Annotated in this window: 22 protein-coding genes; 9 read left to right on the top strand and 13 right to left on the bottom strand. The window is 31.9% G+C overall.

Annotated elements, in window-relative coordinates:
• Positions 1–1188, top strand: a complete 1188-nt coding sequence (locus Q4487_RS11540; protein ID WP_100894976.1) for a glycerate kinase — start codon at positions 1–3, stop codon at positions 1186–1188.
• Positions 1189–1277: 89 nt separating this feature from the next.
• Positions 1278–4031 (top strand): TonB-dependent receptor, encoded by a 2754-nt coding sequence (locus Q4487_RS11535; protein ID WP_303543227.1) that lies wholly within the window; start codon positions 1278–1280, stop codon positions 4029–4031.
• An 85-nt stretch (positions 4032–4116) separates the two neighbouring features.
• Here Q4487_RS11535 and Q4487_RS11530 read toward each other — a convergent pair whose 3' ends face one another.
• The 5 genes from Q4487_RS11530 to Q4487_RS11510 are packed head-to-tail and all read right to left on the bottom strand — an operon-like array spanning position 4117 to position 7276.
• Entirely contained in the window at positions 4117–4905 is a 789-nt protein-coding gene (locus tag Q4487_RS11530; protein WP_303543229.1) for a YgcG family protein, read from the bottom strand.
• Complete coding sequence (locus tag Q4487_RS11525; protein WP_100896820.1) at positions 4886–5323, bottom strand: TPM domain-containing protein; 438 nt, start codon at positions 5321–5323, stop codon at positions 4886–4888. Before Q4487_RS11525 ends, Q4487_RS11530 begins: the two co-directional genes overlap by 20 nt.
• Before the next feature lie 7 nt (positions 5324–5330).
• Positions 5331–5930 carry a LemA family protein gene (locus Q4487_RS11520; protein WP_303543233.1) on the bottom strand — a complete coding sequence of 200 codons (600 nt, stop codon included), beginning with the start codon at positions 5928–5930 and terminating at the stop codon, positions 5331–5333.
• Between the two features lie 39 nt (positions 5931–5969).
• Positions 5970–6299, bottom strand: a complete 330-nt coding sequence (locus Q4487_RS11515; RefSeq protein ID WP_100894980.1) for a MerR family transcriptional regulator — start codon at positions 6297–6299, stop codon at positions 5970–5972.
• Entirely contained in the window at positions 6299–7276 is a 978-nt protein-coding gene (locus Q4487_RS11510; RefSeq protein WP_303543235.1) for a M23 family metallopeptidase, read from the bottom strand. Before Q4487_RS11510 ends, Q4487_RS11515 begins: the two co-directional genes overlap by 1 nt.
• A gap of 200 nt (positions 7277–7476) precedes the next feature.
• On the opposite strand from Q4487_RS11510, the gene alaS reads away from it, so the two are divergent.
• The 3 genes from alaS to Q4487_RS11495 are packed head-to-tail and all read left to right on the top strand — an operon-like array spanning position 7477 to position 11686.
• Entirely contained in the window at positions 7477–10092 is a 2616-nt protein-coding gene (alaS, locus tag Q4487_RS11505) for an alanine--tRNA ligase (protein ID WP_303543237.1), read from the top strand.
• 8 nt (positions 10093–10100) lie between these two features.
• Complete coding sequence (locus tag Q4487_RS11500; RefSeq protein ID WP_303543239.1) at positions 10101–11057, top strand: GSCFA domain-containing protein; 957 nt, start codon at positions 10101–10103, stop codon at positions 11055–11057.
• Positions 11058–11059: 2 nt separating this feature from the next.
• Positions 11060–11686: a DUF4230 domain-containing protein gene (locus tag Q4487_RS11495; protein WP_303543241.1), complete on the top strand. Its 627-nt coding sequence runs from the start codon at positions 11060–11062 to the stop codon at positions 11684–11686.
• A gap of 1 nt (position 11687) precedes the next feature.
• Here Q4487_RS11495 and Q4487_RS11490 read toward each other — a convergent pair whose 3' ends face one another.
• The 3 genes from Q4487_RS11490 to Q4487_RS11480 form a co-directional block, all read right to left on the bottom strand.
• Positions 11688–13439, bottom strand: coding sequence for an aromatic amino acid hydroxylase (locus Q4487_RS11490; RefSeq protein WP_303543243.1), 1752 nt, complete (start codon positions 13437–13439; stop codon positions 11688–11690).
• Positions 13440–13590: 151 nt separating this feature from the next.
• Positions 13591–14145 carry a DUF4136 domain-containing protein gene (locus Q4487_RS11485; protein ID WP_303543245.1) on the bottom strand — a complete coding sequence of 185 codons (555 nt, stop codon included), beginning with the start codon at positions 14143–14145 and terminating at the stop codon, positions 13591–13593.
• A gap of 82 nt (positions 14146–14227) precedes the next feature.
• Positions 14228–14389, bottom strand: coding sequence for a DUF5522 domain-containing protein (locus Q4487_RS11480; RefSeq protein WP_198519413.1), 162 nt, complete (start codon positions 14387–14389; stop codon positions 14228–14230).
• A gap of 167 nt (positions 14390–14556) precedes the next feature.
• Between Q4487_RS11480 and Q4487_RS11475 the strand changes: the two genes are divergently transcribed.
• The 4 genes from Q4487_RS11475 to hemL are packed head-to-tail and all read left to right on the top strand — an operon-like array spanning position 14557 to position 17929.
• Positions 14557–14886 carry a hypothetical protein gene (locus Q4487_RS11475; RefSeq protein ID WP_100894987.1) on the top strand — a complete coding sequence of 110 codons (330 nt, stop codon included), beginning with the start codon at positions 14557–14559 and terminating at the stop codon, positions 14884–14886.
• Positions 14887–14898: 12 nt separating this feature from the next.
• Entirely contained in the window at positions 14899–15804 is a 906-nt protein-coding gene (locus Q4487_RS11470; RefSeq protein ID WP_303543249.1) for a 1-aminocyclopropane-1-carboxylate deaminase/D-cysteine desulfhydrase, read from the top strand.
• Positions 15797–16639 (top strand): glucosaminidase domain-containing protein, encoded by an 843-nt coding sequence (locus Q4487_RS11465; RefSeq protein WP_303543251.1) that lies wholly within the window; start codon positions 15797–15799, stop codon positions 16637–16639. Before Q4487_RS11470 ends, Q4487_RS11465 begins: the two co-directional genes overlap by 8 nt.
• A gap of 9 nt (positions 16640–16648) precedes the next feature.
• Positions 16649–17929 carry a glutamate-1-semialdehyde 2,1-aminomutase gene (gene hemL / locus Q4487_RS11460; RefSeq protein WP_303543253.1) on the top strand — a complete coding sequence of 427 codons (1281 nt, stop codon included), beginning with the start codon at positions 16649–16651 and terminating at the stop codon, positions 17927–17929.
• A gap of 51 nt (positions 17930–17980) precedes the next feature.
• Here the strand turns inward: hemL and Q4487_RS11455 are convergent, their stop codons facing one another.
• The 5 genes from Q4487_RS11455 to Q4487_RS11435 form a co-directional block, all read right to left on the bottom strand.
• Positions 17981–18493 (bottom strand): hypothetical protein, encoded by a 513-nt coding sequence (locus Q4487_RS11455; protein WP_303543256.1) that lies wholly within the window; start codon positions 18491–18493, stop codon positions 17981–17983.
• Between the two features lie 156 nt (positions 18494–18649).
• A complete protein-coding gene (locus Q4487_RS11450) occupies positions 18650–18829 on the bottom strand; it encodes a hypothetical protein (protein WP_100894992.1) in 180 nt (59 codons plus the stop codon).
• Positions 18830–19151: 322 nt separating this feature from the next.
• A complete protein-coding gene (locus Q4487_RS11445) occupies positions 19152–21632 on the bottom strand; it encodes a zinc-dependent metalloprotease (RefSeq protein ID WP_303543257.1) in 2481 nt (826 codons plus the stop codon).
• Positions 21633–21974: 342 nt separating this feature from the next.
• Positions 21975–23405 carry a DASS family sodium-coupled anion symporter gene (locus tag Q4487_RS11440; protein ID WP_303543259.1) on the bottom strand — a complete coding sequence of 477 codons (1431 nt, stop codon included), beginning with the start codon at positions 23403–23405 and terminating at the stop codon, positions 21975–21977.
• A 91-nt stretch (positions 23406–23496) separates the two neighbouring features.
• Positions 23497–25005 carry a hypothetical protein gene (locus Q4487_RS11435; RefSeq protein ID WP_303543261.1) on the bottom strand — a complete coding sequence of 503 codons (1509 nt, stop codon included), beginning with the start codon at positions 25003–25005 and terminating at the stop codon, positions 23497–23499.
• Positions 25006–25023: the final 18 nt, after the last annotated feature.

Raw genomic sequence — 25023 nt, 5'->3', positions numbered from 1 at the left:
ATGAATTATTTAGTTATTCCAGATAAGTTTAAGGGCTCATTAACTGCTAATGAAGTAATACAATCAATTACTAGTGGTTTACAAAGAGCGGACAAATCACCTTCTGTAAAGTCAATTTTAGCATCAGATGGTGGTGACGGTTTTTTAGACGCTGTTGCTTGTAAAATTATGGTGCAAAAAGTATATGTAGATACTATAAATCCAATAGGAGATAAGCTAAGAACATATTACTTACTTAATAAAGATACTAAAACGGCTTACGTAGAGCTTGCTAAAGCATCTGGTTTAGAGTTGTTAAAAGCCAAAGAACGTAGTGCTAAAAAAACATCTACATTTGGTACAGGTCTTTTAATTAAAGATGCCATTAAAAAAGGCGCAACAAGTATTTATTTAGGTCTTGGCGGTAGCGCAACTAATGATGCTGGTATGGGATTGGCTGCGGCTTTAGGGTATTCTTTTTTTAATGAAGACGGTATGGCATTAAACCCAATTGGAGAAAATTTGTCTAAAGTTTTTAAAATAGAGCGCAATGCTACGGTTACTATTTTAAATAGGATAAAATTTTATGCAGTTAATGATGTAGATAACCCTTTGTTTGGTGAAAATGGAGCTGCAAAAGTTTATGCAAAGCAAAAAGGAGCAACTGCAAAAGATATAGAGATTTTAGATAAAGGATTAGAGTACTTTAGTTCTGTTATAAAACACTCTATGTTGTTAGATCATTCATTTTTGCCAGGAGCTGGTGCTGCTGGAGGAACAGCTTTTGGTTTAAAAACTTTTTTTAATGCCGAATTTATTAGCGGTGTAAAATTTTTACTAGAACTAACAGAGGTTCCAAAAATGCTAAAGACTAAAAAAATTGATTGTATAATTACTGGTGAAGGTAAAATAGACAGTCAAACTAATAATGGAAAGCTAGTAAAAGGTGTTGTAGATTTAGCTAGGCATTATAATATTCCTGTAATTGCCATTTGTGGTAAATTAGACGCAGATGAGGAACAGTTAAGTAAAATTGGTTTAAATGAAGCATTAGAAATTTACGATCCTAAAAAAGGAGTAGATTATAGCATAAAAAATGCAGCTATGCTTGTGGAAGAAATTATATATCAGTTTTTTAAAAATGGTAGGCGTAAAGCACAAAAAAAAGTTAACGTAAGTAAAATTCTTTCAAAATTTAATATATTTTAAGATAAACTGTAGGTTTTTTAAGGTTTCTTTAAGAGGTATCGTTTAGGATAAAATTACATTTGCTTGGAACGAACTAAGCAAAACCCAAAATGAAATTATTTTTATCGCTAGTACTAATGCTAACCACATTAGCTAGCTTTTCTCAATCTAAACAGAAACCCTTTAATGTTTCTGGGATTATTATTACAGCAGACGACAACCAACCATTAGAGTCTGCAACTGTTTATTTGCAAAGAGTAAAAGACAGTTCTTTAGTAACATATACAATTACAGATCAGGACGGAGCTTTTACCTTAGAGGGTAAAACCTATGATGCAAGTTTAAATATGTTTATCTCATACATAGGCTATAAAACTTACACTAAAAAAATACAAATATCAAAAGACAAAATTAATTTAGGTCAGGTTAATTTACAAGTAGATGAAAATTTACTAGATGAGGTTGTGGTTAAGGCTACAGCGCCAGTAACTGTAAAAAAAGACACATTAGAGTTTAATGTTAATTCTTTTAAGACTAAAAAAGATGCAAATGTAGAAGATTTGCTAAAAAAGTTACCAGGTGTAGAGGTAGATGAAAATGGAAAAATTACTATAAACGGTAATGATGTTAGTAATATTTACGTAAACGGGAAACCTTTTTTTGGTGACGATCCTACAATTACTACGCGTAATTTAACTAAAGATCTTATAGAAAAAGTACAAATTACAGACACTAAAACAAAATCACAAGCTTTTACAGGTGAGGAGTCTGAGTCTGAAGCTAAAACAATTAACCTTACTATAAAAGAAGAAAAAAACAAAGGTGTTTTTGGTAAAGCCTCTGCCGGTGGTGGTACAGATGAACGGTATGAAGCAGCTGCAATGGTAAACCTTTTTGATAACGACCAAAGATTAAGCTTACTCTTTGGTGGTAATAATATTAATTCTGCTGGCTTTAGTTTTGGAGATTTAAGTAATATGTTTAGCGTTGTTGGTGGCGGAGGTGCTGGCAGTGGAATAACAACTTCTAAAAATGCCGGATTAAATTATACAGATAAGCTAAATGATAAAGTAGATATTTCTGCAGATTACTTTTATAAAGAAAGTAATACAGAGAATGATAATGCAAGTCAGCGAGAAAATATTTTACCAGACTCAAGGTATTTTACAAACTCAAGATCCAATTCTCTTGCAGATAATTTTGAGCACGAAGCAAACTTAGAATTAGAAATAGAGCTAGATTCTACATTGCGTATAGATTTTGAACCAACTTTTACTTATGGAAAAAATATAAGTTCATACACAAGTATGGAGGAGTCTAGAAATGAGGAAAATTTTGTTACCAATGAATCTGCGTCTAATTCTTTTTCTGAAGGTACATCTAGTAATTTTAGAAACGATATAGATATTACTAAAAAAATAGGGTCTAAAGGTTCTTTTTTACGTGTAAGTATTACTAATGGAATTAGAGAATCTAACACAGAAAACTTTCTTAATTCACAAACAGAAATATACGGTGATAATGCAGAGTCTATTAGTAGAGATCAGTTTACAGATGGAGAGCAAAAAACTACAACTTTAAATACAGGACTTACATATAGAATTCCATTAGTTAAAGATGCACTTTCTTTAGATCTTAAATATGATTATAGGTCAGATAAAGATGAAGATGTAAAAAGTACTTTTGACTTAGATAACACATCACAAGAATTTACTAATTTTAATAAAGCTTTAAGTACAGATTTTGAATATAAAAACGATAGAAGCACTCCAGGACTTCGTTTAAATTACAAAAAAGATAAATTAAGTCTAAATTTTAGAGGTAGTTATATTTATAGAACGCTAGAGAATAAAGATGCGTTAAGGCCAGAGCTTAACTTAAAACGTAATTTTGAGGCCTTAGAGTTGTCTTCTAGGTTTACTTATAGGTTTAGTCCTAAGGCTAGAATTTTTGCGCGTTATTCTTTAGACAATAATACACCAAGTTTAAACCAGTTACAACCTTTTGAAAATGTTAACGACCCATTAAATACCGTAGTTGGTAACCCTGGTTTAGAGCCAACCACTACTCATAGGCTAAATTTAGGTTATGGCAAACATAATTTTCAGAAAGGATTAACTATTTGGTCTTATGCAGGTTTTAATATTGATAAAAACCAAATAGTTGCTAAAACTACTATTAATGATGACTTTGTTAGAAGTACAACGTACGCTAACGTAAATGGCGGTTACAGCGCAAGAGGTAATATTTTTGTAAGCAAAACTAAAAGGTTAGATACTTTAAGAACATTAAAATTTGGAGTAGGATTTTTTGGTAACGTTAATAAGTCTATCAATTTTAATAATAATATTAAATATAGCGCAACAAATACTTCTTTAAATCCATCTTTAGAGCTTACGTTTAATTGGAAAGATGTTATGGAAATTATACCTAGGTATTCTGTATCATTTACTAAAAATACTTTTGATTTAGATCAATTCAATAATCAAGATTTTAAATATCAAACTTTAGGTGTAAGAACAGCTACTTTTGTTCCTAAAAAATTAGAGTGGCGTAATGATGTTAACTATACATACAACCCAAATGTAGGGCCAGGTTTTCAAAAAAGTGCTTGGTTTTGGAACACAACTTTAGCGTATTCTATTTTAAAAAATAATGGTACAGTTTCTTTAAAAGCATATGATTTGCTTAACCAAAATACAAATGCAAGGCGTATAGCAACGGGGAACTACATACAAGATAGTCAAAGCACGGTGTTGCAGCGTTATTTTATGTTAAGCTTTAGTTGGAAATTTAATAGCCTTGGAAGTGGTAAAATGCCACAACAAAGAGGCAGAAGAGGATCTTACCGTCACTACGGATAAATATTTTAAAAGAATAGTAGAGCATAAAAAAAACTCCCTTAACTACATTAAAAGTTAAGGGAGTTTTTTGTTTTTTTAATGTTGTTTACCAACCACCAGAAGCGCCACCGCCACCAAAGCCGCCACCACCAAAGCCGCCACCAAAACCTCCTGTGCTGCCTCCGCCAAAGCTACCGCCTCCGCCAAAACCACCAGAAGAACCTCCGCGACCAAGGTTGCTTAATATTATAATGTCTAACAAATCTATTCCTGTAGATCTGTTGCCACCGTTATTATCGCCATTGTTTCTCTTTTTGTTTATCAATATTAAAATTATAATAAAGAAAACAATAAAAGGTAAAAAAGATTCTAAACGAAGCTTAGTAAGATTTCTGTCTTCTTTAAATTCACCTTTTAACGCGCTAAAAATAGCATCTGTACCGTAGTTTAAGCCGCTGTAATAATCTCCGCTTTTAAATTGAGGTATAATTACGTTGTTTATTATTTGGTGGGCTGTAATGTCTGGTAATCTTCCTTCAACTCCGTAACCAGTATTTATGGCAATTTTTCTATCATTCTTAGCTAATAGAATTAAAATACCGTTGTCTTTTCCTTTTTGACCAAGCTCCCATTTTTGTCCCCATTGTGCACCCAAAAAGTTAATGTTTTCACCTTCTGTACTTGGTATAACAGCAATAACTATTTGTGTAGATGTGCTGTCAGAATAACTTATAAGTTTGCGTTCTAAACTACTTTTATCAGTAGGAGATAAAAGATTGGCATAGTCATATACACTAGTTTCTAACTTGGGTTTTTCAGGAATTTTATATTGTGCAAAACTTAAATTTGCTACAACAAAAAATAAGAGTAATAAGTTAACCTTTAGATATTTCATTACTAAGTTCATTGGCATCAGTATGTAACCAAGGAAAATGAGTTTCTAACTCTTTCCCGGCTTTTAAAACACCATTAATAATTCCTTGTTTAAAATTTCCTTTGGTAAATTCAGCTTGAATAGCATCTTTGGTTGTATTCCAAAAATCTTTAGGCACAGCATTATTTATGCCTTTATCACCATAAATAACAAACTTTTTATCAAGTACAGCAATGTAAAGTAATACGCCATTTTCTGCCTTAGTGTTGTCCATTTTTAAATAATGAAAAACTTCTTGAGCTCTTTTGTAGTGTTCAATATTGCTTTTTGCTTCAATATGCACTCTAATTTCACCAGAAGTATTTTTCTCTGCAGCTACAATGGCAGCTACAATTTCTTGTTCTTCAGTAGCAGTTAAAAACTCTTCAACCTTAGACATAGGACTATTATTTAAAGTCAAAACTTGCGTCTGGTGCTTTTTCTGAACCTTCATCAGCACTAAATAAAGCCATTGGTTCAAAATTAGCTATAGAGGCAATAATGTTTGTAGGTATCTTTTTTATATGAATATTATAGTCTCCTGCAATATCATTAAATCTATTACGCTCTACGTTTATTCTGTTTTCTGTGCCTTCTATTTGTGTCTGTAACTCTAAAAAGTTTTTGTTAGATTTAAGATCAGGATAACGTTCTACAGATACCAATAATTTGCTAAGTGCGCCAGTTAACCCACTTTGCACTTTGCTAAATTGCGCTATTTGTTCTGGTGTCATATTAGATGGGTCTATGTTTATAGACGTTGCTTTAGCTCTTGCATTTATAACACCAGTTAAAGTGCTTTTTTCAAAATCTGCTGCACCTTGTACTGTTTTTACTAAGTTACCAATAAGGTCATTTCTTCTTTGGTAAGAGCTTTCTACATTTGCCCATTGCTTAACAGCTTGTCCTTTCATTTCTACTAAGGTATTATTTGCGCTAACATACCAGCCGCCAAGAGCTAGTAGCAGCACAACAAAAAAGGCAAGTACAATTAATAATTTTTTCATAGTTATGTTTTTAGTGTTTAGTTTATATGTAATTAATGGTTATAATTGATCTTTTATTTTTAGAAGCTCTGACTTAACATTCTCTAGTTTTGTAATAATATCAAAATTAGAAAGTGTTTTTTTCTTTTCTTCTTTTAAATGAGTTTTGGCACCATCTAGTGTAAAGCCTCTTTCTTTTACAAGGTGGTAAATTAACTGTAAATTTTTTATGTCTTGCGGAGTAAATTTACGGTTGCCCTTCGCATTTTTTTTTGGTTTTAAAACATCAAACTCCTTTTCCCAAAAACGTATTAAAGACGTATTTACGTTAAAAGCCTTGGCTACTTCGCCAATACCATAATATCTTTTTTCTGGAAGTTGTATATGCATTAATCCAATGATTGATTTTCTTGTGATGCGTGTTTCAGTAAATTTTCAAACTCTATAGCAGAAAGGTTACCGTAGTAGAAATTAATAGGATTAATTCTGTCACCATCTTTCCAAACCTCGTAGTGCAAGTGTGGAGCTTCAGATCTACCAGTACTACCTACAAAACCAATAATATCTCCTCTTTTTACTCTTTGCCCGGCAGTAACATTGTACTTGCTCATATGCGCATAAAGTGACAGGTAGCCATAACCGTGGTCTATGCGTACGTGTTTACCATAACCTGTAGAGCTTGCATCTGCTCTAGTAACTTTACCGTTACCAGATGCGTAAATTGGTGTTCCTCTAGGAGATGTAAAATCCATTCCCCAGTGCATTTTACGTACTTTGGTAAATGGGTCAGATCGCCAACCAAAACCAGATGCCATACGTGTTAAGTCTTCGTTGCTAACTGGTTGTATAGCAGGTATTGCTTCTAAAAATTTTTCTTTTTCTTCGGCAAGTTTGGTAATTTCATCTAAAGATTTAGACTGTATTACCATTTGTTTTTGTATAATTTCTAATCGTTTAGTGGCATCAATAATCATTTCAGAATTGTTAAAGCCTTCTAGAGATTTGTATCTGTTTACACCACCAAAACCTGCACGTCTTTGTTCTTCTGGTATTGGGTTAGCTTCAAAATATAAACGATATATGTTATTATCTCTGTCTTCTATATTAACCAATACTTGTTCCATTTGCTCCATTTTTTTGTTAAGCAATTCAAACTGAAACTCATAATTATGTAGTTCTCTTTGTAAAGAAAGTTCTTTGGGAGTATTAATTAAATTGGTATTTAATAGAAGTAACAACCCTAAAAAACCCAATATTGCAGCACCCATAAACATTAGCGCTACGTTGCGAAATTTTTTAGACTTTTTATGCTCTATCTTTCTGTAAGATAGAGTGTCTGGATCATAATAATATTTAACTTGAGACATAAAGGGAATTTATCCTATTTTTGCACTTTTAATTTATCAAAACAAACAAATATAAAAATTGTTTTGCAGAAATAGTTAATTTTATAAAAAGCTTACCATTTTAGGGTGGTATAAGCTTTGTAATTTAATGTTATTTGCGTTAAATATAACGTTTTTTAACAAACTAGAGCAGCCAATTAAATTTACAAACATAGCAACAGATGAAATCTCAAGAAATAAGATCTCAGTTTTTAGAATTTTTTCAGAATAAAACACACAAAATTGTTTCTTCTGCCCCAATGGTCATTAAAGATGATCCTACTTTAATGTTTACCAATGCTGGGATGGTACAGTTTAAAGAGTTTTTTCTTGGAAATACTGAAGCCAAAAATACTAGAGTTGTAGATACTCAAAAATGTTTGCGTGTTAGTGGTAAGCATAACGATTTAGAGGAAGTTGGTAAAGATACCTACCACCATACAATGTTTGAAATGTTGGGTAACTGGAGCTTTGGAGATTACTTTAAAGAAGAGGCTATTGCTTGGGCTTGGGAATTGCTAACCGAAGTTTTTAAAATTGATAAAACAAGTCTTTATGTTACTGTTTTTGAAGGAAGCAAAGACAGAGATAATTTAGATATGGACCAGGAAGCGTTAGATTTATGGAAAAAAATTATTCCAGAATCTCAAATTCTTTATGGTAATAAAAAAGATAACTTTTGGGAAATGGGAGATCAAGGACCTTGCGGACCTTGTTCAGAAATACACGTAGATATTAGATCTGCAGAAGAAAAAGCAAAAGTTTCTGGTGCAGACTTGGTAAATATGGATCATCCTGAGGTTGTAGAAATATGGAACCTTGTATTTATGCAATACAACCGTAAAGCAAACGGAGAATTAGAAAACTTACCTGCAAAGCACGTAGATACAGGTATGGGATTTGAGCGTTTGTGTATGGTAATGCAAGGTGTGCAGTCTAATTATGATACAGATGTTTTTACGCCTATCATTAGAGAAATAGAGACTATTACCAATGCAGAATATAACAAAAACGAAGAAATAAATATAGCAATACGCGTTATTGCAGATCATATTAGAGCTGTTGCTTTTTCTATAGCAGACGGTCAGTTGCCAAGTAATACAGGTGCTGGTTATGTTATACGTAGAATTTTAAGAAGAGCAATACGTTACGGTTTTACTTTTTTAAATACTAAAGAGCCTTTTATGTATAGGTTGGTAAATGTGCTAACTAATACTATGGGTGATGCTTTCCCAGAACTTAAAGAGCAAAAGCAATTAATAGAGAATGTTGTTAAAGAGGAGGAGCACTCTTTCTTAAAAACATTAGACCAAGGCTTGGTATTGTTAGATAGTGTTATTAACAACGCATCATCTAAAAATATAGATGGTAGAAAAGCATTTGAACTGTATGATACATATGGTTTTCCTATAGATTTAACTGCTCTTATTTTAAGCGAGCGCGGGTATACTTTAGATGAAAAAGGGTTTGAAGCAGCAATGCAAGAACAAAAAAAGCGTTCTAGGTCTGCGTCTGAAGTATCTAAAGAAGATTGGGAAGTTTTATTGCAAGATGCAGAACAAGAATTTGTTGGGTATGATGCTTTAGAAACAAATGTACGTTTGGTAAAATACAGAAAAGTAACGTCTAAAAAAGATGGTGAGCAGTATCAGTTGGTATTTAATATAACTCCTTTTTACGCAGAGGGAGGCGGACAAGTAGGAGATAAAGGGTATTTAGAAGCACAAAACGGAGATGTTGTGTATATAGTAGATACTAAAAAAGAGAATAACGAAATTATTCACTTTGCTAAAAATTTACCTAAAAATACTACAGATACTTTTAAGGCTGTTGTAGATGTTAAACAGCGTCAAAGAACAGCAAGTAACCATACAGCTACACACTTATTGCACCAAGCATTAAGAGAAGTTCTGGGTACACACGTGGAGCAAAAAGGTTCTGCTGTACACTCTAAATACTTACGTTTTGATTTTTCTCACTTTTCTAAAGTTACTGCAGAGCAGTTAAAAGAGGTAGAAGATTTTGTAAACGCAAGAATAGAAGGTAACTTACCTTTAGAAGAAAAACGTAATATACCAATGCAAGAGGCTTTAGATGCTGGTGCAATGGCATTGTTTGGAGAAAAATACGGAGATACGGTTAGACTTATACGTTTTGGGCAGTCAGTAGAACTTTGCGGAGGTACACACGTACAAAACACAGGAGATATTTGGCACTTTAAAATTAAGTCAGAAGGTGCAGTTGCTTCAGGAATACGTAGAATAGAAGCTATTACTTCTGATGCTGTTAAAGATTTTTATGCAGCTAATAGTGAAGTTTTAACAGGTATTAAAGAGGTATTAAATAATGCTAAAGATCCTGTAAAAGCTGTAACTTCTTTGCAAGAAGAAAACAGCAAGCTTAAAAAAGAAATAGAGCAATTATTAAAAGATAAAGCTAAGAACTTAAAAGGCGATTTATTAAACGAGTTACAAGATGTAAATGGCGTGCAATTTTTAGCTAAAAAAGTAGATTTAGATCCTGCAGGGATTAAAGATCTAAGTTTTAATATGGGTGCAAACGCTACTAATATGTTCTTGCTTTTTGGAGCAGAGAACAATGGTAAAGCTACCTTATCTTGTTATATATCTAAAGAATTAGCAGGCGAGAAAGATTTAAACGCGGGTACCATTGTACGCGAACTTGGTAAATACATTCAAGGAGGTGGCGGTGGCCAACCATTTTTTGCAACTGCAGGCGGTAAAAACCCTGGCGGAATTACAGAAGCTTTAGAAAAGGCAGTATCTTATATAAATTAAAATAGTGTATGAAACTACAAACTAAAGTACCACTTAAGCCAAGTACGTTTCAAATAGACTATTCTAGTAAGCTATTGTTATTGGGTTCTTGCTTTGCAGAGCATATTGGCAATAAGTTTGCGTATTATAAAATGCAAACTGCAACCAATCCGTTTGGTATTTTGTTTCATCCGCAAGCAATAACACAGTTGGTAAAAAATGCAGTTTTACAAGAAAAATACACAGAGGAAGATATATTTAAACAGAATGAGCGTTGGCATAGTTTCAACGCTCATTCTAGTTTAAGTACGCCATTAAAACAAGAACTACTACAAAATTTAAATACAGCATTAGTAAAAACTAAGTCTACTTTAGATACCGCTACACACGTGGTAATTACCTTAGGAACTGCTTGGGTGTACAAACATTTGGAGTTAAGTAAAGTAGTTGCAAATTGTCATAAAGTGCCACAAAAAGCCTTTAAAAAGCAATTGTTAACCGTGGCAGAGATAGATAATAGTTTACAAGAGCTTATTACATTGGTAAAAAGTGTAAATGCTAATGCTAAATTTATTTTTACGGTTTCTCCTGTTAGGCATATAAAAGATGGTTTTATAGAAAATCAGCGTAGTAAATCTCATTTGCTAACCGCTGTACATAACACCATAGAATTAGAAAAAAATAGAGGTACTACTTTTTATTTTCCTAGTTATGAAATTATGATGGATGAGTTGCGTGATTATCGATTTTATAAAGAAGATATGGTGCACCCAAGCAAATTAGCTGTAGATTATATTTGGGAGAAGTTCTCTAGTGTCTGGTTAACTAAAAAGGCCTTGGAAACTACTGAAAAAGTAGGCGCTGTACAAAGAGGATTAGAGCATAGACCTTTTAATTCGCAATCAGAGGAGCATCAGAAATTTTTAAAAAATATTCAAGAAAAAATTACGTATCTTCAAAAAGAATATCCTTTTATTTCGTTTTAATTATGAAGAGAATCCTTGTAGGAATTATTATTGTTTTAGTGGCTTTACTTGTATTTAAAACTTGTTCAGATAAAAAAGAAGAACAATCTATTTTACAAGAAAACTCAATGTTAATACAGCAGCAAATACAAAATGTATCTAAGCTTGTGGTAACCGAAGGTCACTTTGCAGAGGTGTATAATTACAAAGATTCTCAGCAGCTTTTTGGACCGTTAATTACAGCAGAAAAAAAAGCATTGGTTGTAGTAAATGCAGATGTTACTGTAGCTTATGATTTAAGTAAAATTGTTTTTAATGTTGATGAAGAAAACAAGGTGTTGCAAATAACAAGCATACCAGAACCAGAAATAAAAATAAGTCCAGATTACGAATATTATGATGTTACAGCTGACTTTTTAAATCAGTTTGATGCTAATGATTATAATAAAATAAAGAAAAACGTAAAAGCATCATTATTTAAAAAAGTTGAAAAATCTACCTTAAAAACAAATGCTAAAAATAGACTTTTAAGTGAGCTGTCTAAGTTTTATGTATTAACAAATTCTTTGGGGTGGACATTACAATACAATGACAACCCAATTAATAAAATTGAAGAGTTAAATTACATTAAAGAGTTAGAGTTACAATAACTTATACAACCAAACTTTTATCTACCAGTTCCAGTCCGTCATCTATTAAATGTCCAACCTTAGGATTGTTTTGTTTTACAGTTTCTAAGTGCTGTATAATTTCGGAAGCAAAATCCTCGTCATTATTAGATTTGGCTAATTCATACAATTCTACAGGCAACAACCAATCTGTTGGGTAGTTGTTTTTTACTTCCTGAAAAACTTTGTTTCTAGAGATTGTAATATTAGTGCCTTCTCTAAACTCACGTACTTGTTTGTATAAATTTTCAAGCAGTGTTTTTGCTTCTGTTTGTTTAGGCTTAATAGTTTCTTCAGTAATACTATGTGTAATTAAATCAAAACTATGCAAATCTGCTGGTCCGTTAAATGCAGAAACAATGTTTTCGCCCACTGCCATATGGTATAATCCCCATTCTGGTTTAAACAGTATAGTTTCTCCTTGTGTAACAGTACAGTTTTCAAAAGTAATAAGAACAATTTCCCCTTTTAGGTTTCGTGTTCCAGTTATAATACTTCCTTTAACTTTAATGCCGCCAACAAATTCTAAGGTAATGGTTTGTCCTTCAAAAATATTATAAGCTTTTAAGTCGCGCGGACTCATATCTTCAATGGCTAAATTAATGCCTTTTAGTTTGCCAATAGGAGAGCCAAAGCCATCTGCGTGGTGTTTTGTACTGTGGCCAACCAATTCTTTTTCTCTGTAAGACAAAGCTGTTTTACCAGTAGTTTGTATGTAGCTAGGTTTTCCTTTATGAGTAATTACATTTGTAAATACACCAGATATTTGCAAGCCTGTACTAAGCTCTACAGTTCCTAAAGCATTAGAGTCTATAAGTTTGTTAACGCCATCTAAACCACCAGTACGTAATGCCATTGTGTTGGCAAACTCTTCTAAAACCTGACTTAAAAAAGCAAAGTCTGGTGTTACAAAAAGCTGAGGTTGAGGTTGTGTTATGTCAAAAGATTTATGAGCAGCTTCACTAGAGTATTCTAGTTTTTTAACTTGGTCTGTCATACACCAAGCACTTTCTCCTATAGAAGAAAGTAAACCAGCACCGTAAATTTTAGGATTTTCAGTAGTGCCTATTAATCCGTACTCTACGGTCCACCAGTGTAAATTACGAATTAACGCCATTTCACTAGGTTCGCCCATATTTTGTTGTAAATCTTCTACGTGTTTCTCTGCTTTTTCTATTTCTTTTTCATCAGATCCAGCAGCTTCCTTTATAATAGATAAATGTCTAACAGCTTCATACAGCTCATAATCTTTTCCGCTAGATATTGCTTTGCATCCTATTTCTCCAAATCGTCTTAAATACTCTGCGTATTCAGGATTTGCAATAATGGGAGCGTGGCCAGCACCTTCATGAATAATATCTGGAGCAGGTGTATATTCTATGTTTTCTAATTGTCTAATATCAGACGCAATAACCAATACATTGTAAGCTTGGAACTCCATAAAAGCAGAAGGAGGTATAAAACCATCTACTGCAACAGCAGCCCACCCTATTTCTTGTAAAATACGGTTCATACCGTACATATTAGGAATTTTTTCTATAGAAATACCTGTCTTTTTTAAACCTTCTAAATAAGATTTATGGGCAACTTTACTTAAATAATCTACATTTTTACGCATAACATAACGCCAAACAGCTTGGTTTACGGGAGTGTAATCCTCATAATTTTGCGGTTTTATATACTGTTTTAAATGCGTTGGTAGTTTATCTAATATGTAATTGCTTGTGTAAGACATTGCACTTTATGTTAGGTATTAACTTAATGGCAATAAAGATACAAAATTGGAAAATGATTTTAGTTTTATTTAGTTGAAATAAGCATTAATAACGAAGAATAAGTTTTGAGTTTTAAGCAAAAAAAACCGCTATAAATAGCGGTTGTAATTTTTATTTAGATGCTAACTCTGGCGGATAAGCTTCTAGTATCTGAGAAACAAACTCTTTAATACGTTGTTCTTTTTTTTCTATGTTACTAGTGTTGTTTAAGGTTCCAATACCACGGCCTTGCCAAACTAGCTCTTTATTTTTAGCGTCAATTAAGTCTATATATAAAGATCCTTCTGTACTTGTAGAAACATTACTTCTGTTAAACCCGTTACCAAAATAATAAGGATTCCAGCCCCAGCCAAAGCCTCCGCCCCAGTAGTTGTTGTAAATATCTACACGTTCTTTTTCTTTGGTAAAAATACTTACTAGAATATCTGGTGTTGCAGATTTTACAAAGCCTCTAGAGCTCATTTCAGCATCAATAGCTTTTAGAATTCTTTTTTTATCTAGGTCAGATATTTGAGCCTTATCTATGCCTGTTTTATAAAAAGCATATGTTTTGTAAGTGTTAAAACTTGCTTCCTTATCGTAGTCAGACAATACGCGTACAGACGTACAAGAGCTAAAAAGAACCAGAGCAAGTACTGGTACTAATGCTAACTTTAATGCTTTCATATTTTTGATGTTTTTAGTTTGTATTAATAGCACAAAAACTGTGCCGTTACTTTATAAACGCCTAATAATAAGCTATTTTAATTTATTTTTGAGTATTTGTTTTAGCATTGTAACCATAAGGACAGTGTCTGCAACCGCTTTCGCAACAGTATCCTCTTCTTTTGTGGTATTGCTCTGTAAATACTCTGTAACCCTCTTCAGATAAATAATAGTCACCTTCTATAGGTTGAAGATTTTTTTTCATATCGGTAAAATTACGAGTTTTTGCGTTAAGTATGTAAAACCGTAATTGTTAAAAGTTAAAAATAGTTGGTAGTCGGTGTTTTCAGTTATTAATCGTTTTAAGTCTTAAAAATGGTATAGTTTCTGTACTAAGTTGTTAAATTTGACAATGTTAATTAATAAGTACGTATGATTTTAGTTTCAAAACTCTTCTTTAGAAAAAATTATGTAGGCCTATCTTTATGGCCTTTTATAATTTTAAAGAGTGATGCGCTAAGGGATGATGACTCTTTAATTAATCACGAAAAAATACACTTAAGGCAGCAATTAGAACTTTTAGTTTTGCCTTTTTATATATTGTATTTGCTAGAGTTTTTAATTCGTTGTTTGTTTTATTGGGATAGTTATAAGGCTTATCAGAATCTTAGTTTTGAAAGAGAGGCTTATTATAATGAGGATAACCCTAATTATTTAAATGAACGTAAACCCTTCAGTTTTATTAAATATCTTTGGCGCTGAAAATTATAAAACGTGAAAGTTTTAAATCAGCAAGTACGACTTCCTATTTTATCAGAAAAAAAGATATCACTCTGTATTAAGAGAGAAGATACGCTACACCCTTTTATCTCCGGTAATAAGTTTAGAAAATTAAAGTATAATTTACTGCACGCTAAAGAAATAAAAGCAACAACACTTTTAACGTTTGGTGGGGCATTTTCTAATCATATTGCAGCAACAGCCTATGCAGGAAAAGAAAACGGTATAAAAACCGTTGGTATAATTAGGGGAGAAGAATTGGTAAGTAAATGGCAACATAACCCAACTTTGGCTTTTGCTAAAGAAAACGGAATGGAGTTTAAATTTATAAGTAGAGAAGCTTACAGACAAAAAAATAATTCTGAATTTTTAACCAATTTGCAGTTAGAGTTTCCTGATAGTTTTGTGTTACCAGAAGGTGGTGCTAATGACTTTGCTGTAAAAGGTTGCGAAGAAATATTGACAGAAAGAGATGCTGATTTTAATGTGGTGTGTAGTGCTGTTGGTACAGGTGGTACAATAGCAGGTATTATAAATTCTGCAAATAAGAATCAATTGGTTTTGGGTTTTCCGGCGTTAAAAGGTGATTTTTTAAAAGAAGATATTTGTAAATTTGCTAATAACACAAATTGGGAGCTTATAAATAGCTATAATTTTGGTGGTTATGCAAAGGTAACATCAGAATTAATAAATTTTATAAACTCTTTTAAAGATGAAACCAGTATACCTTTAGATCCTGTGTATACGGGTAAAATGGTTTATGGTATTTTAGATCTAGTACGTAAAAATTATTTTGCACCTGGCACTAAAATTGTAGCAATACACACTGGCGGATTACAAGGAATAAAAGGAATGAATAGTTTATTACTAAAGAAAAAATTACCTCTTATAAATGAATAATAAGACACAAAAAAATAGTTTAAGGTTAATTTATAAAGCAGGAATAATAGTGTTGCTTGTTTTTTTTGCAAGTTGTAAAGCTAAAAGAAGTGTTACCAAAAGGTCTCATAAAAAAGTATCTACAGTTACGCCTAAAAGTAATTCTAACAATGGTAACGCTCTTTATGGTTTGCCAAAAGATGAAGGTAAATTTGTAAGTTTTGCTATAGAAAATACAGACGATTATATAAATACATTTGCTGCAATAGCTCAAGATGAAATGAAAACTTATGGAATACCCGCAAGTATAACTATTGCACAAGGTATTTTAGAAAGTGGATCTGGAAAAGGAGAGTTGGCACGTAAAACCAACAACCATTTTGGTATAAAATGTCATACTGGTTGGGAAGGAGATTTTGATTATCATGATGATGATGAAAAAGGGGAGTGTTTTAGAAAATACAACCACCCAATGTATTCTTTTAGAGATCATAGCTTGTTTTTAACAACAAGAGGTAGGTATTCTTCTTTGTTTGATTTACGCGCTAATGATTACAAAGGATGGGCTAAGGGATTAAGAAAAGCTGGTTACGCAACAGATCCTAAATACCCGCAAAAGTTAATTTACTTAATTGAAAAATATGACCTTCATAAATATGATGGTAAGCATAAAGCAGTGCGTACAGCTCCAAAAGAATATGTTGTAAAAAAGCATAAGGTAGAGGCAGGTGAAACACTGTATGCAATATCTAGAATGTATTTTATGGGAGTGCCAGAGTTAATGAAACTAAATAATTTAAAAAATACAAACCTAAGCGTAGGTCAAGAACTTATTGTAAAATATACTAAAAATTAAATCTTAAAAATGATTTATAAAAGAAGCAGTGAACTTTTTAACGAAGCTAAAAAATACATTCCAGGTGGTGTAAATTCTCCTGTAAGAGCTTTTAATGCAGTTGGTGGTGAACCAATTTTTGTAAAGGAAGCAAAAGGAGCATATTTGTATGATGAAGACGGAAATAAAATTATAGATTATATAGCATCTTGGGGACCATTAATTTTAGGTCACGCTTATGATCCTGTAATAAATGCAGTAATAGAAAAAGCAAAAAAAGGGACCTCTTTTGGTATGCCAACAGAGATAGAAACAGAGTTAGCAAAACTAGCAGTTTCTATGGTTCCTAATATTGATAAAATTAGATTTGTAAATAGTGGTACAGAAGCTTGTATGAGTGCCGTACGCTTGGCAAGAGGTTTTACTGGTAAGGATAAAATTATAAAGTTTGCAGGTTGTTATCACGGACATTCAGATTCGTTTTTAATACAAGCGGGTAGTGGAGCTGTAACTTTTGGCAGTCCTAATAGCCCTGGAGTAACAGCTGGTACAGCTAAAGATACTCTATTGGCAACGTATAATGATTTGGCAAATGTTGCCTCTTTAGTAGCAGCTAATAAAGGAGAAATAGCAGCAATAATAATAGAGCCAGTGGCAGGTAATATGGGCTGTATAATTCCGTCTAAAGAATTTATTACTGGTTTAAGAGAACTTTGTACAAAAGAAGGTATTTTATTAATTTTTGATGAAGTAATGACGGGCTTTAGACTGGGTAGAGGCGGAGCTCAAGAAGTACTGGGTATAGATGCAGATATTGTAACTTTTGGTAAAGTTATAGGTGGTGGTTTACCTGTTGGTGCATTTGCGGCTCGTAATGAAATTATGGATTATTTAGCGCCTAATGGACCTGTATACCAAGCAGGTACTTTAAGTGGTAATCCTTTAGCAATGAGTGCTGGTTTGGCTATGTTAACAGAGTTAAATAATAATCCTGATATTTTTAGAAGTTTAGCAGACAAAACAGAATATTTACACAAAGGATTAAAAAAAGCTTTGGATAAAAAAGGAATAGCATACCAAATAAATAGGTTTGGAAGTATGATTTCTGTACATTTTACAGATGAACCTGTTGTAGATTTTGCTTCTTCGGCAAAAGGAAATAATGATACGTTTAAAAAGTATTTTCACGGAATGCTAGATAGAGGTGTTTATTTGCCCCCAAGTGCTTTTGAAAGTTATTTTTTAAATGATGCATTATCGTATAAAGATCTAGATGATACTATTGCTGCTCTTGAAGACTTAGAGTTGTAATAAAATAATTATATAATAAAAAAAGGAGCCAATATTGGCTCCTTTTTTTTATTAAGACCTAATGGTCTTATTTCGCTTTAGCATCATTTGTCTTCTGTTTACTTTTCTTTTTTCAGGAGAATGATGTCTTTTTTTATACACTTTATTCCACTGTGCATATTGGTCTTTAGATAAAATTTTCTTCAATGCCTTTTTTTGAGCTATTTGCAGGTCTAACTTTTCGTTAGTCATTGCAAATTTTTCATTAGAAGTTAATTTTTTGTCAGCTTCTTTTCTTGCTTTTCTTTTTTCTGCTTTTTGATGAAATAATTCAGCATTTTTTAAATTTAGCTTTTCAATTTTTGATTGTTGTTCTTCTGATAAATCTAGGGCAAGTGTCATTTTTTTAGTTTGCAAAATAGCTCTTTGTTCAGGAGTAAATTTTGCCATTTTATGCATAGCTCTTTTACCGTCTTTTCTCTTATGCATTTTGTGTTTTGCATCTTTAGTTTTTTTCTTGCTTTCTTGTGCCGATATAGTTAAAATGCCTAGCATTAAAACCATTACAAATGTTATTTTTTTCATATTACTATTTTTTAATGTTTAGTATTTTGACTTTCAATTTTTAAAATAGTTTAATCTAAAATTTGTTTTTGGCAGCATTTTAACATTGGGTTAGGTGTAAAAAAAAAGTCTGAAACCATATGGTTTCAGACTTTTTTTGTATTAAAAATAATACGTTTACTCTTCTTCAGTTAACTGTACAATTAAGTCGTTACTGTTTGTGTTCTCTTCAATATTTTGAAGCTCTACCGTGTTGTTATTTTCTTCTAAAACGTTTTCGTTGTCAACTTGTACATAGGCAAAAATTGCTACAACTAAACAAGAAAAATAAACTAAGCTTTTAAGTTTGTATGACATAAGATTTGGGGTTTTTATATCGGTTCTATAACAAAGATACCTAGGTTAATGAATTAATTATAACTCTTGTTGTATAACAACCGCTTTTTGGTTGTGAAACAATTGTTTTTTGTTGTTTGTCTCTTGCAATATATTAAAAAAAATGGATAAACAAGATAAAGTACATCATTTTATAGATGAAATACACGTTTAATTGTGATTTTTGCTTTATTTGTTGTGTAACTGTTTTTTTAGTGTAGTGTGTTGCTATTAAGTATGTTGCATAAAAAAGGCTGTAATGTAAATTACACTACAGCCCTTTAATAATAAAGATGATTTATTCTTATTTAGGATCTAAAATAGATTCTATTCTCTCTTGTATATCTTTTAAGTGAGCTCTTCTAATACCGCTAGAATTTGAAGCAGCAGATTTTACAGAACGTTGCAGCGTTTGTAATTCAGCTCTTACTACAGCTCTAATATCAGACTGACTGACATTTACAGCTGTACCAAATCTAGATGATTTAGGGTTTGCTGTCATTAGGTACTCCATACGATCTACATAAGCACGTTGTAAATTACGTCTGTATGTATCTATAGATCTTCCTGTGCTTAACTCTTTCCAAATGCCTTTTCTTACGTCAGCCATCATTGTAGTTAAGTTGTAGGCTTTAGATCCGTTTAAAGCTTCGTTTTCTATTATACGAGCCATTCTACCGGTATCTAAAAGATTATTTAACGTTCTAGACTGTGTATTTCTAATACGTTCAACAGCACCAGCATTTTCAATTTTGTTTAAAATATTGTTGTCTAACAACCAAGTAGGTGTAGCAAACAATTGTTTATGTAAAAACTGAATTGCTCTTTTTTGTTTTTCTTTAGCTACGTGAGAGTACACATCGCCTTCTTGATCATATGTTTTGTAATCTTCATATACGCCACCTACGTTGTTAGATACGTGACCCATATATCTGTTATATTGTCCTAAAACTTGTCCATATAATTCATCTAAATCATCATAAGACTTGCCATCTTCTGCTGTCCATTTAATTAAGTTAGGTACAATTCTTTTTAGGTTAGCAATACCATAACTACTAGCTTTCATTGCATCATCACCTAAATCTTCGGTTTGTGAACTTGGATCTATAACCCCAAATTGTTGTCTTCCAAAACGATAAAGAGGATCACCAGCGTGCTTTAAAATCCAGCTATCTAAAGTTTTCTTTTCATCTTTAGCAGATTTGTCTAAAATAGGACGGTAACCCCAACTAATAGAATATTTGTCATAAATACCAATATTTGGCATTAAAGCTACACCTTCATCTCCTGGTTGTGCTATGTAATTAAAACGTGCATAATCCATAATTGATGGTGCAGTACCATATTTTTTTGTGAAAGATGCAGAGCGTAAAGAATCTACAGGGTACGCAGCACTACTTCCCATGTTATGAGGTAAGCCTAAGGTGTGGCCAACTTCATGAGAAGATACAAAGCGTATTAACCTACCCATAACTTCAGTTTTAAACTCAACACCTCTTGCATCTGGATTAATAGCTGCGGTTTGAATAAAAAACCAGTTACGTAATAATGTCATTACGTTGTGGTACCAATTAATATCAGATTCTAAAATTTCACCAGTTCTTGGGTCACTTACGTGAGGACCATTTGCATTTGGAATTGGAGAAGCTAAATACCTTACAACAGAATACCTAACATCTTCTGCAGACCATTCTGGATCTTCTTCTGGAGTAGGTGGTGTTTTTGCAACTATAGCATTTTTAAAACCAGCAGCTTCAAAAGCAACTTGCCAATCTTCTATACCTTGCTTAATAAAAGGTACCCATTCTTCTGGAGTAGCCCTGTCTATGTAATAAACTATTTGCTTTTTAGGCTCTACAAGTTCACCTCTTTTAAATTTTTCTAAATCTTCATCCTTAACTTCTAATCTCCAACGATCTAAATAAGTTACAGATTTACTTTTTTGAGCATCCAAACCATAATCTACTTGACTACGAGCAAACCAGCCTACACGTTCGTCAAAATAACGTCTTTTCATTGGGTTGCTTGGAAGCAAAATCATAGAGTTATTAATCTCTAATGTAATAGACCCTAACGCAGAGTTAGATGGTGGGTTGCCAGCAAAGTATGTTTTTACGTGTCTAGCCTCAATATTTAAAGGGTAACTTTTAACACTTTCAATATAACTTCTGCTATCATCTAAACGACTAACCTTGTATTGTTTTCTGTTACGCTCTGGTAAACCTAATGTTTTTACATCTTTCTGAAAAAAGTCATTAATTTGTATAACAGTTGTAGGGTTTAGAGAATCTTTTTTTATCGCTTTAATATCAAAAGAATATAAAACAGGCTCTAAGTTAGAGTTCATTACAGCTTCATGTACAGGTAGTTTTTCATCTGCAACAATGTTTGTAGACATAATGCGTAGAAGAACTTTTTTGTCTTTTTTCTCCCAACGTAACATTTGAGTGTTAATTTTTCCGCCGCCAAAACCTAATCCGGTTGCTGTTTTTGCTATTCTGCTAACCATTAACATTTCTTTGTTAAACAAAGAATCTGGAATTTCATAATAACGTTTGTCATCTACAGTGTGTACATTAAACAAACCAGTGTCTGTTTTAGCATCTTTGGTAATTACCTTGCTGTAAGGTAAAATAGCTCCTTTTTTTGGTTTTGAAGCTGGAGCTTCTGTTTTAGCTTTTTTCTTGCTTTTCTTGTTCTTCTTTTTAGATTGAGCTTCTAAATTGGTAAGAGAACCAAATAGAAAAACAGCTAATAGAAGTTTGGTGAGTAAACTTTTAATCATTGTTAGTTTGAGTTAATTTTTTTGAATAAAAACAAATAACCGCAAAAAAATCCTAATTCTATGTTAATAATATCATAACAATATAATAGGTAGAGTAAACTTATTTTTATTTTAAGTCAATGATAATCAATTGTTTATGTGATATATTAACATAACTTAACATTTGTTAATTAAATTACGATTTAATGATTATTATGTTAAAATTTTACATTTATTGTAACTTTTGAAGATTTTTTTCGTCTATTTATATAACAATCAACAACAAATAGGAATTACAATATCTCTTTGTAGGATTGAATTAGTCGATTGAATAGCCTTTGCTTTGCAGAGGCTATTCTATTTTTAAAAAAGTATTGGTAGTATAAATTGATAAAGTAAAATTAATAAGCCTACAGCAATTAAATTTAAAATAATACCTACTCTTGCCATTTGTTTAACTTTAATATAACCGCTAGCAAAAACTATAGCATTTGGTGGTGTAGCCATTGGTAACATAAAAGCACAGCTACTGGCCATTGTAACAGGTATAAGTATATTTAGCATTGGAATGTTTAACCCAATTGCAATACCAGCAACAATTGGTGCTAAAACTGTTATTAAAGCTACGTTGCTCATAAGCTCTGTCATAAATAACATTAATAATATTAAAAGCGATACAGTAAAAAAGATATTTATATTACTACTAGATATAGCCTCTGTTACTGTGGTTACAATACCTGTGGTAGCCATACCATTTGCAAGAGCTAAGCCTCCACCAAATAATACTAAAATTCCCCAAGCAAGTTTTTCTGTGTCTTTCCAATTTAAAATAAAATCTCCTTTTTTTAAATTATAGGGTACTGCAAATAAAGATACGGCAGCTATCATACTAATTCCAGTATCAGACAATCCTAAATTGGGAAAAATGGAGTTTATTAATGTTCTAAAAATCCATAGAAAAACAGTAACGCCAAATATTATAAGAACCATTTTTTCTCTTTTATTAATAGATCCAAGTTTTTCTAATTCTAAATTAATAACATCTTTAGATGCAGAAAACTCTAGTTGCTTGTTAGGAAACATCCATTTTACAAGCACAAAGTAGATCACGGTTAGTAATACAATTGAAAATGGCAAGCCAATAATCATCCATTTTAAAAATGATATTTCTATATTATATTGTTCTTCTAACAACCCTATTAAAACCGAATTTGGAGGTGTGCCAATAATGGTTGCAATACCACCGGCATTGGCAGAAAAAGCAATGCCAAGCATTACACTTAGGGCAAAGTTTTTATCACTTTTTGTAAAACCATCTTCATCATTAACAAGTAATTTTATAACAGATACTGCTATGGGGAGCATTACAACTGTACTAGCGGTATTGCTAATCCACATACTTAATGTAGCAGTAGCAATCATAAAACCTAAAACAACTTTATTAGGTGTTGTACCTGTAATTTTAATAATATTTAAAGCAATACGTTTATGTAGGTTTACTTTTTCTAACGCAAGCGCTAAAATAAAACCACCAAAGAATAAAAAAATAATTTTATTGCCATAGTTAGCACCTACTGTGTTTAATGGCATTACATTAAGTATAGGAAATAAAATTAAAGGTAATAGTGCAGTTACAGAAATAGATACCGCTTCTGTAATCCACCAAATAACCATCCAGGCAGCAACTGCTAATACAGCATCTGCTTTTATAGATAGTATTGTTATTGGAAAAAAAAGAATACAGATAAATACCAAAGGACCTGCTATAAGTCCTATTTTTTTGCTAATTGCCATAGTTTACCATACTTATAAGTATACAAATATAGAGTTTGAGAACAAACCTGAAAGAAAAGTGAGTACTAGCTGATACATTATCAATATAAAATTAATTTTCTTTAGCTAATTGCACCATTTCTAAAGTTGTTTGGTAAAGTGGTTTTTTTTCCATTTTACTCTTTAACCAAGCGTAAAAACTCATTACAAAAATGTCTTCTTTTTCTTTTCCTACCCACTCAAAAGAACTTTGCACTTTTTCTTTAAACTTATCTGTTAATAATTGTGATGGGTCTTTATAATACAGTTCTATAAAAGATAAATATGTAATTGCTCGGTGCTGATTTATTTGTTTTAAATATTTAAAGTAATTTCTTTTAAAGCTAAGCAATCTAGATTCTACTAGGTTAATGTTATTTAGCTCTATGTGTAAAATAATTTCTATTAAATTCTTTTTAATAACCCAGTCTTTACCAGCCTTACTCTCGTAATAATTATCTGTATGGTAAAATTTAGAAAAAATTTGTTGAGCCTCTTTAAGTTTTTCTGCTTGTATGTAAAATGTACTTAACCCTAAATGAATTTTAAGCAATGAGTCTAAATCACTGTGTTTACTATTTATATGCTGCTCTAAAATGCTAATGGCTTTATTTTGTTGGTTGGTATAATTGGTATTTAGGGCAAGTAAAAATTGATATTTTAATTTAAAAGCATTGTAATATTTTTTTTTATTGGCTAACATTTGTGTTTCCATCAGCTTTAAATAGTGTAATGAGTCGTTAAACTTTTTGTTTCTAAACAAGGTGTTAGCAATTAAAAATAATACTTCTATATGGTAATACAGTTGTTTGCTAGCGCTTTTGTGTGTTTTTAAAATAGCGTAGGTTTTTATGATAAAGGGTTCTGTTTTTAAATAATCATTAGTAACAAAAGCAGGTATGCTAACTAAGGTTATTAATTGGTATAAAGATTTAAAAGATAAAGACTCAGTTATAGTTATTTGGTGATCTTGCAGTGTATTTTTTAATAAGGTTTCAATATCTATAACATCTCCTTTATAAGTGATGTTGTTTAATGTTTGCCTCATTTTGGCATACACTATATTTAATTGGTCCTCTAGCAATAGGTTTTTTTGGTTGATTTTAAATTTAGTGATTAAGCTATCAATATTTAGATCTGGTATTGCATAAGCATATTGGATTTTAGTATGATATATTTCGTTTAAAATTGCAAACAAATAATGAGTCTCTGCTAAAACCTCTGCTTTGTGCAATATTTTATAGGCAAGCTTGTATTGCTTGTTATGTAAAAAAGACCTAGACGCCAATATGTATTTAATAATTTGCATATCAACAGAGTTTTCTTCTTCTAAATTAATATTAGCTATAAAATCTATTAAAGAGTTGTATAAGCGTTTTCTTAAAGCGTGATAGGCATTTTTTTTATTTGTTTGGTATAACTGCAAGCAAATTTCTGTAGAGGATAAGTTGTTTTGCTGAAGAAGCTTAAATAACTGAATGTTTTTAATGTCGCTACGTTTGTTCTTTTTTTTCAAATAAAGTACAAATTGTTGTTGCTCTTCTGCAGTTAATGTAGTTATTATTAAATTTAAATCTGTCATTTAATCGTCATTAAAAAT

It is taken from the genome of Cellulophaga sp. 3_MG-2023 (genome assembly GCF_030546975.1).
In the GTDB taxonomy this organism is placed as follows: domain Bacteria; phylum Bacteroidota; class Bacteroidia; order Flavobacteriales; family Flavobacteriaceae; genus Cellulophaga.
This window is presented reverse-complemented; position numbering and strand designations above follow the sequence as displayed.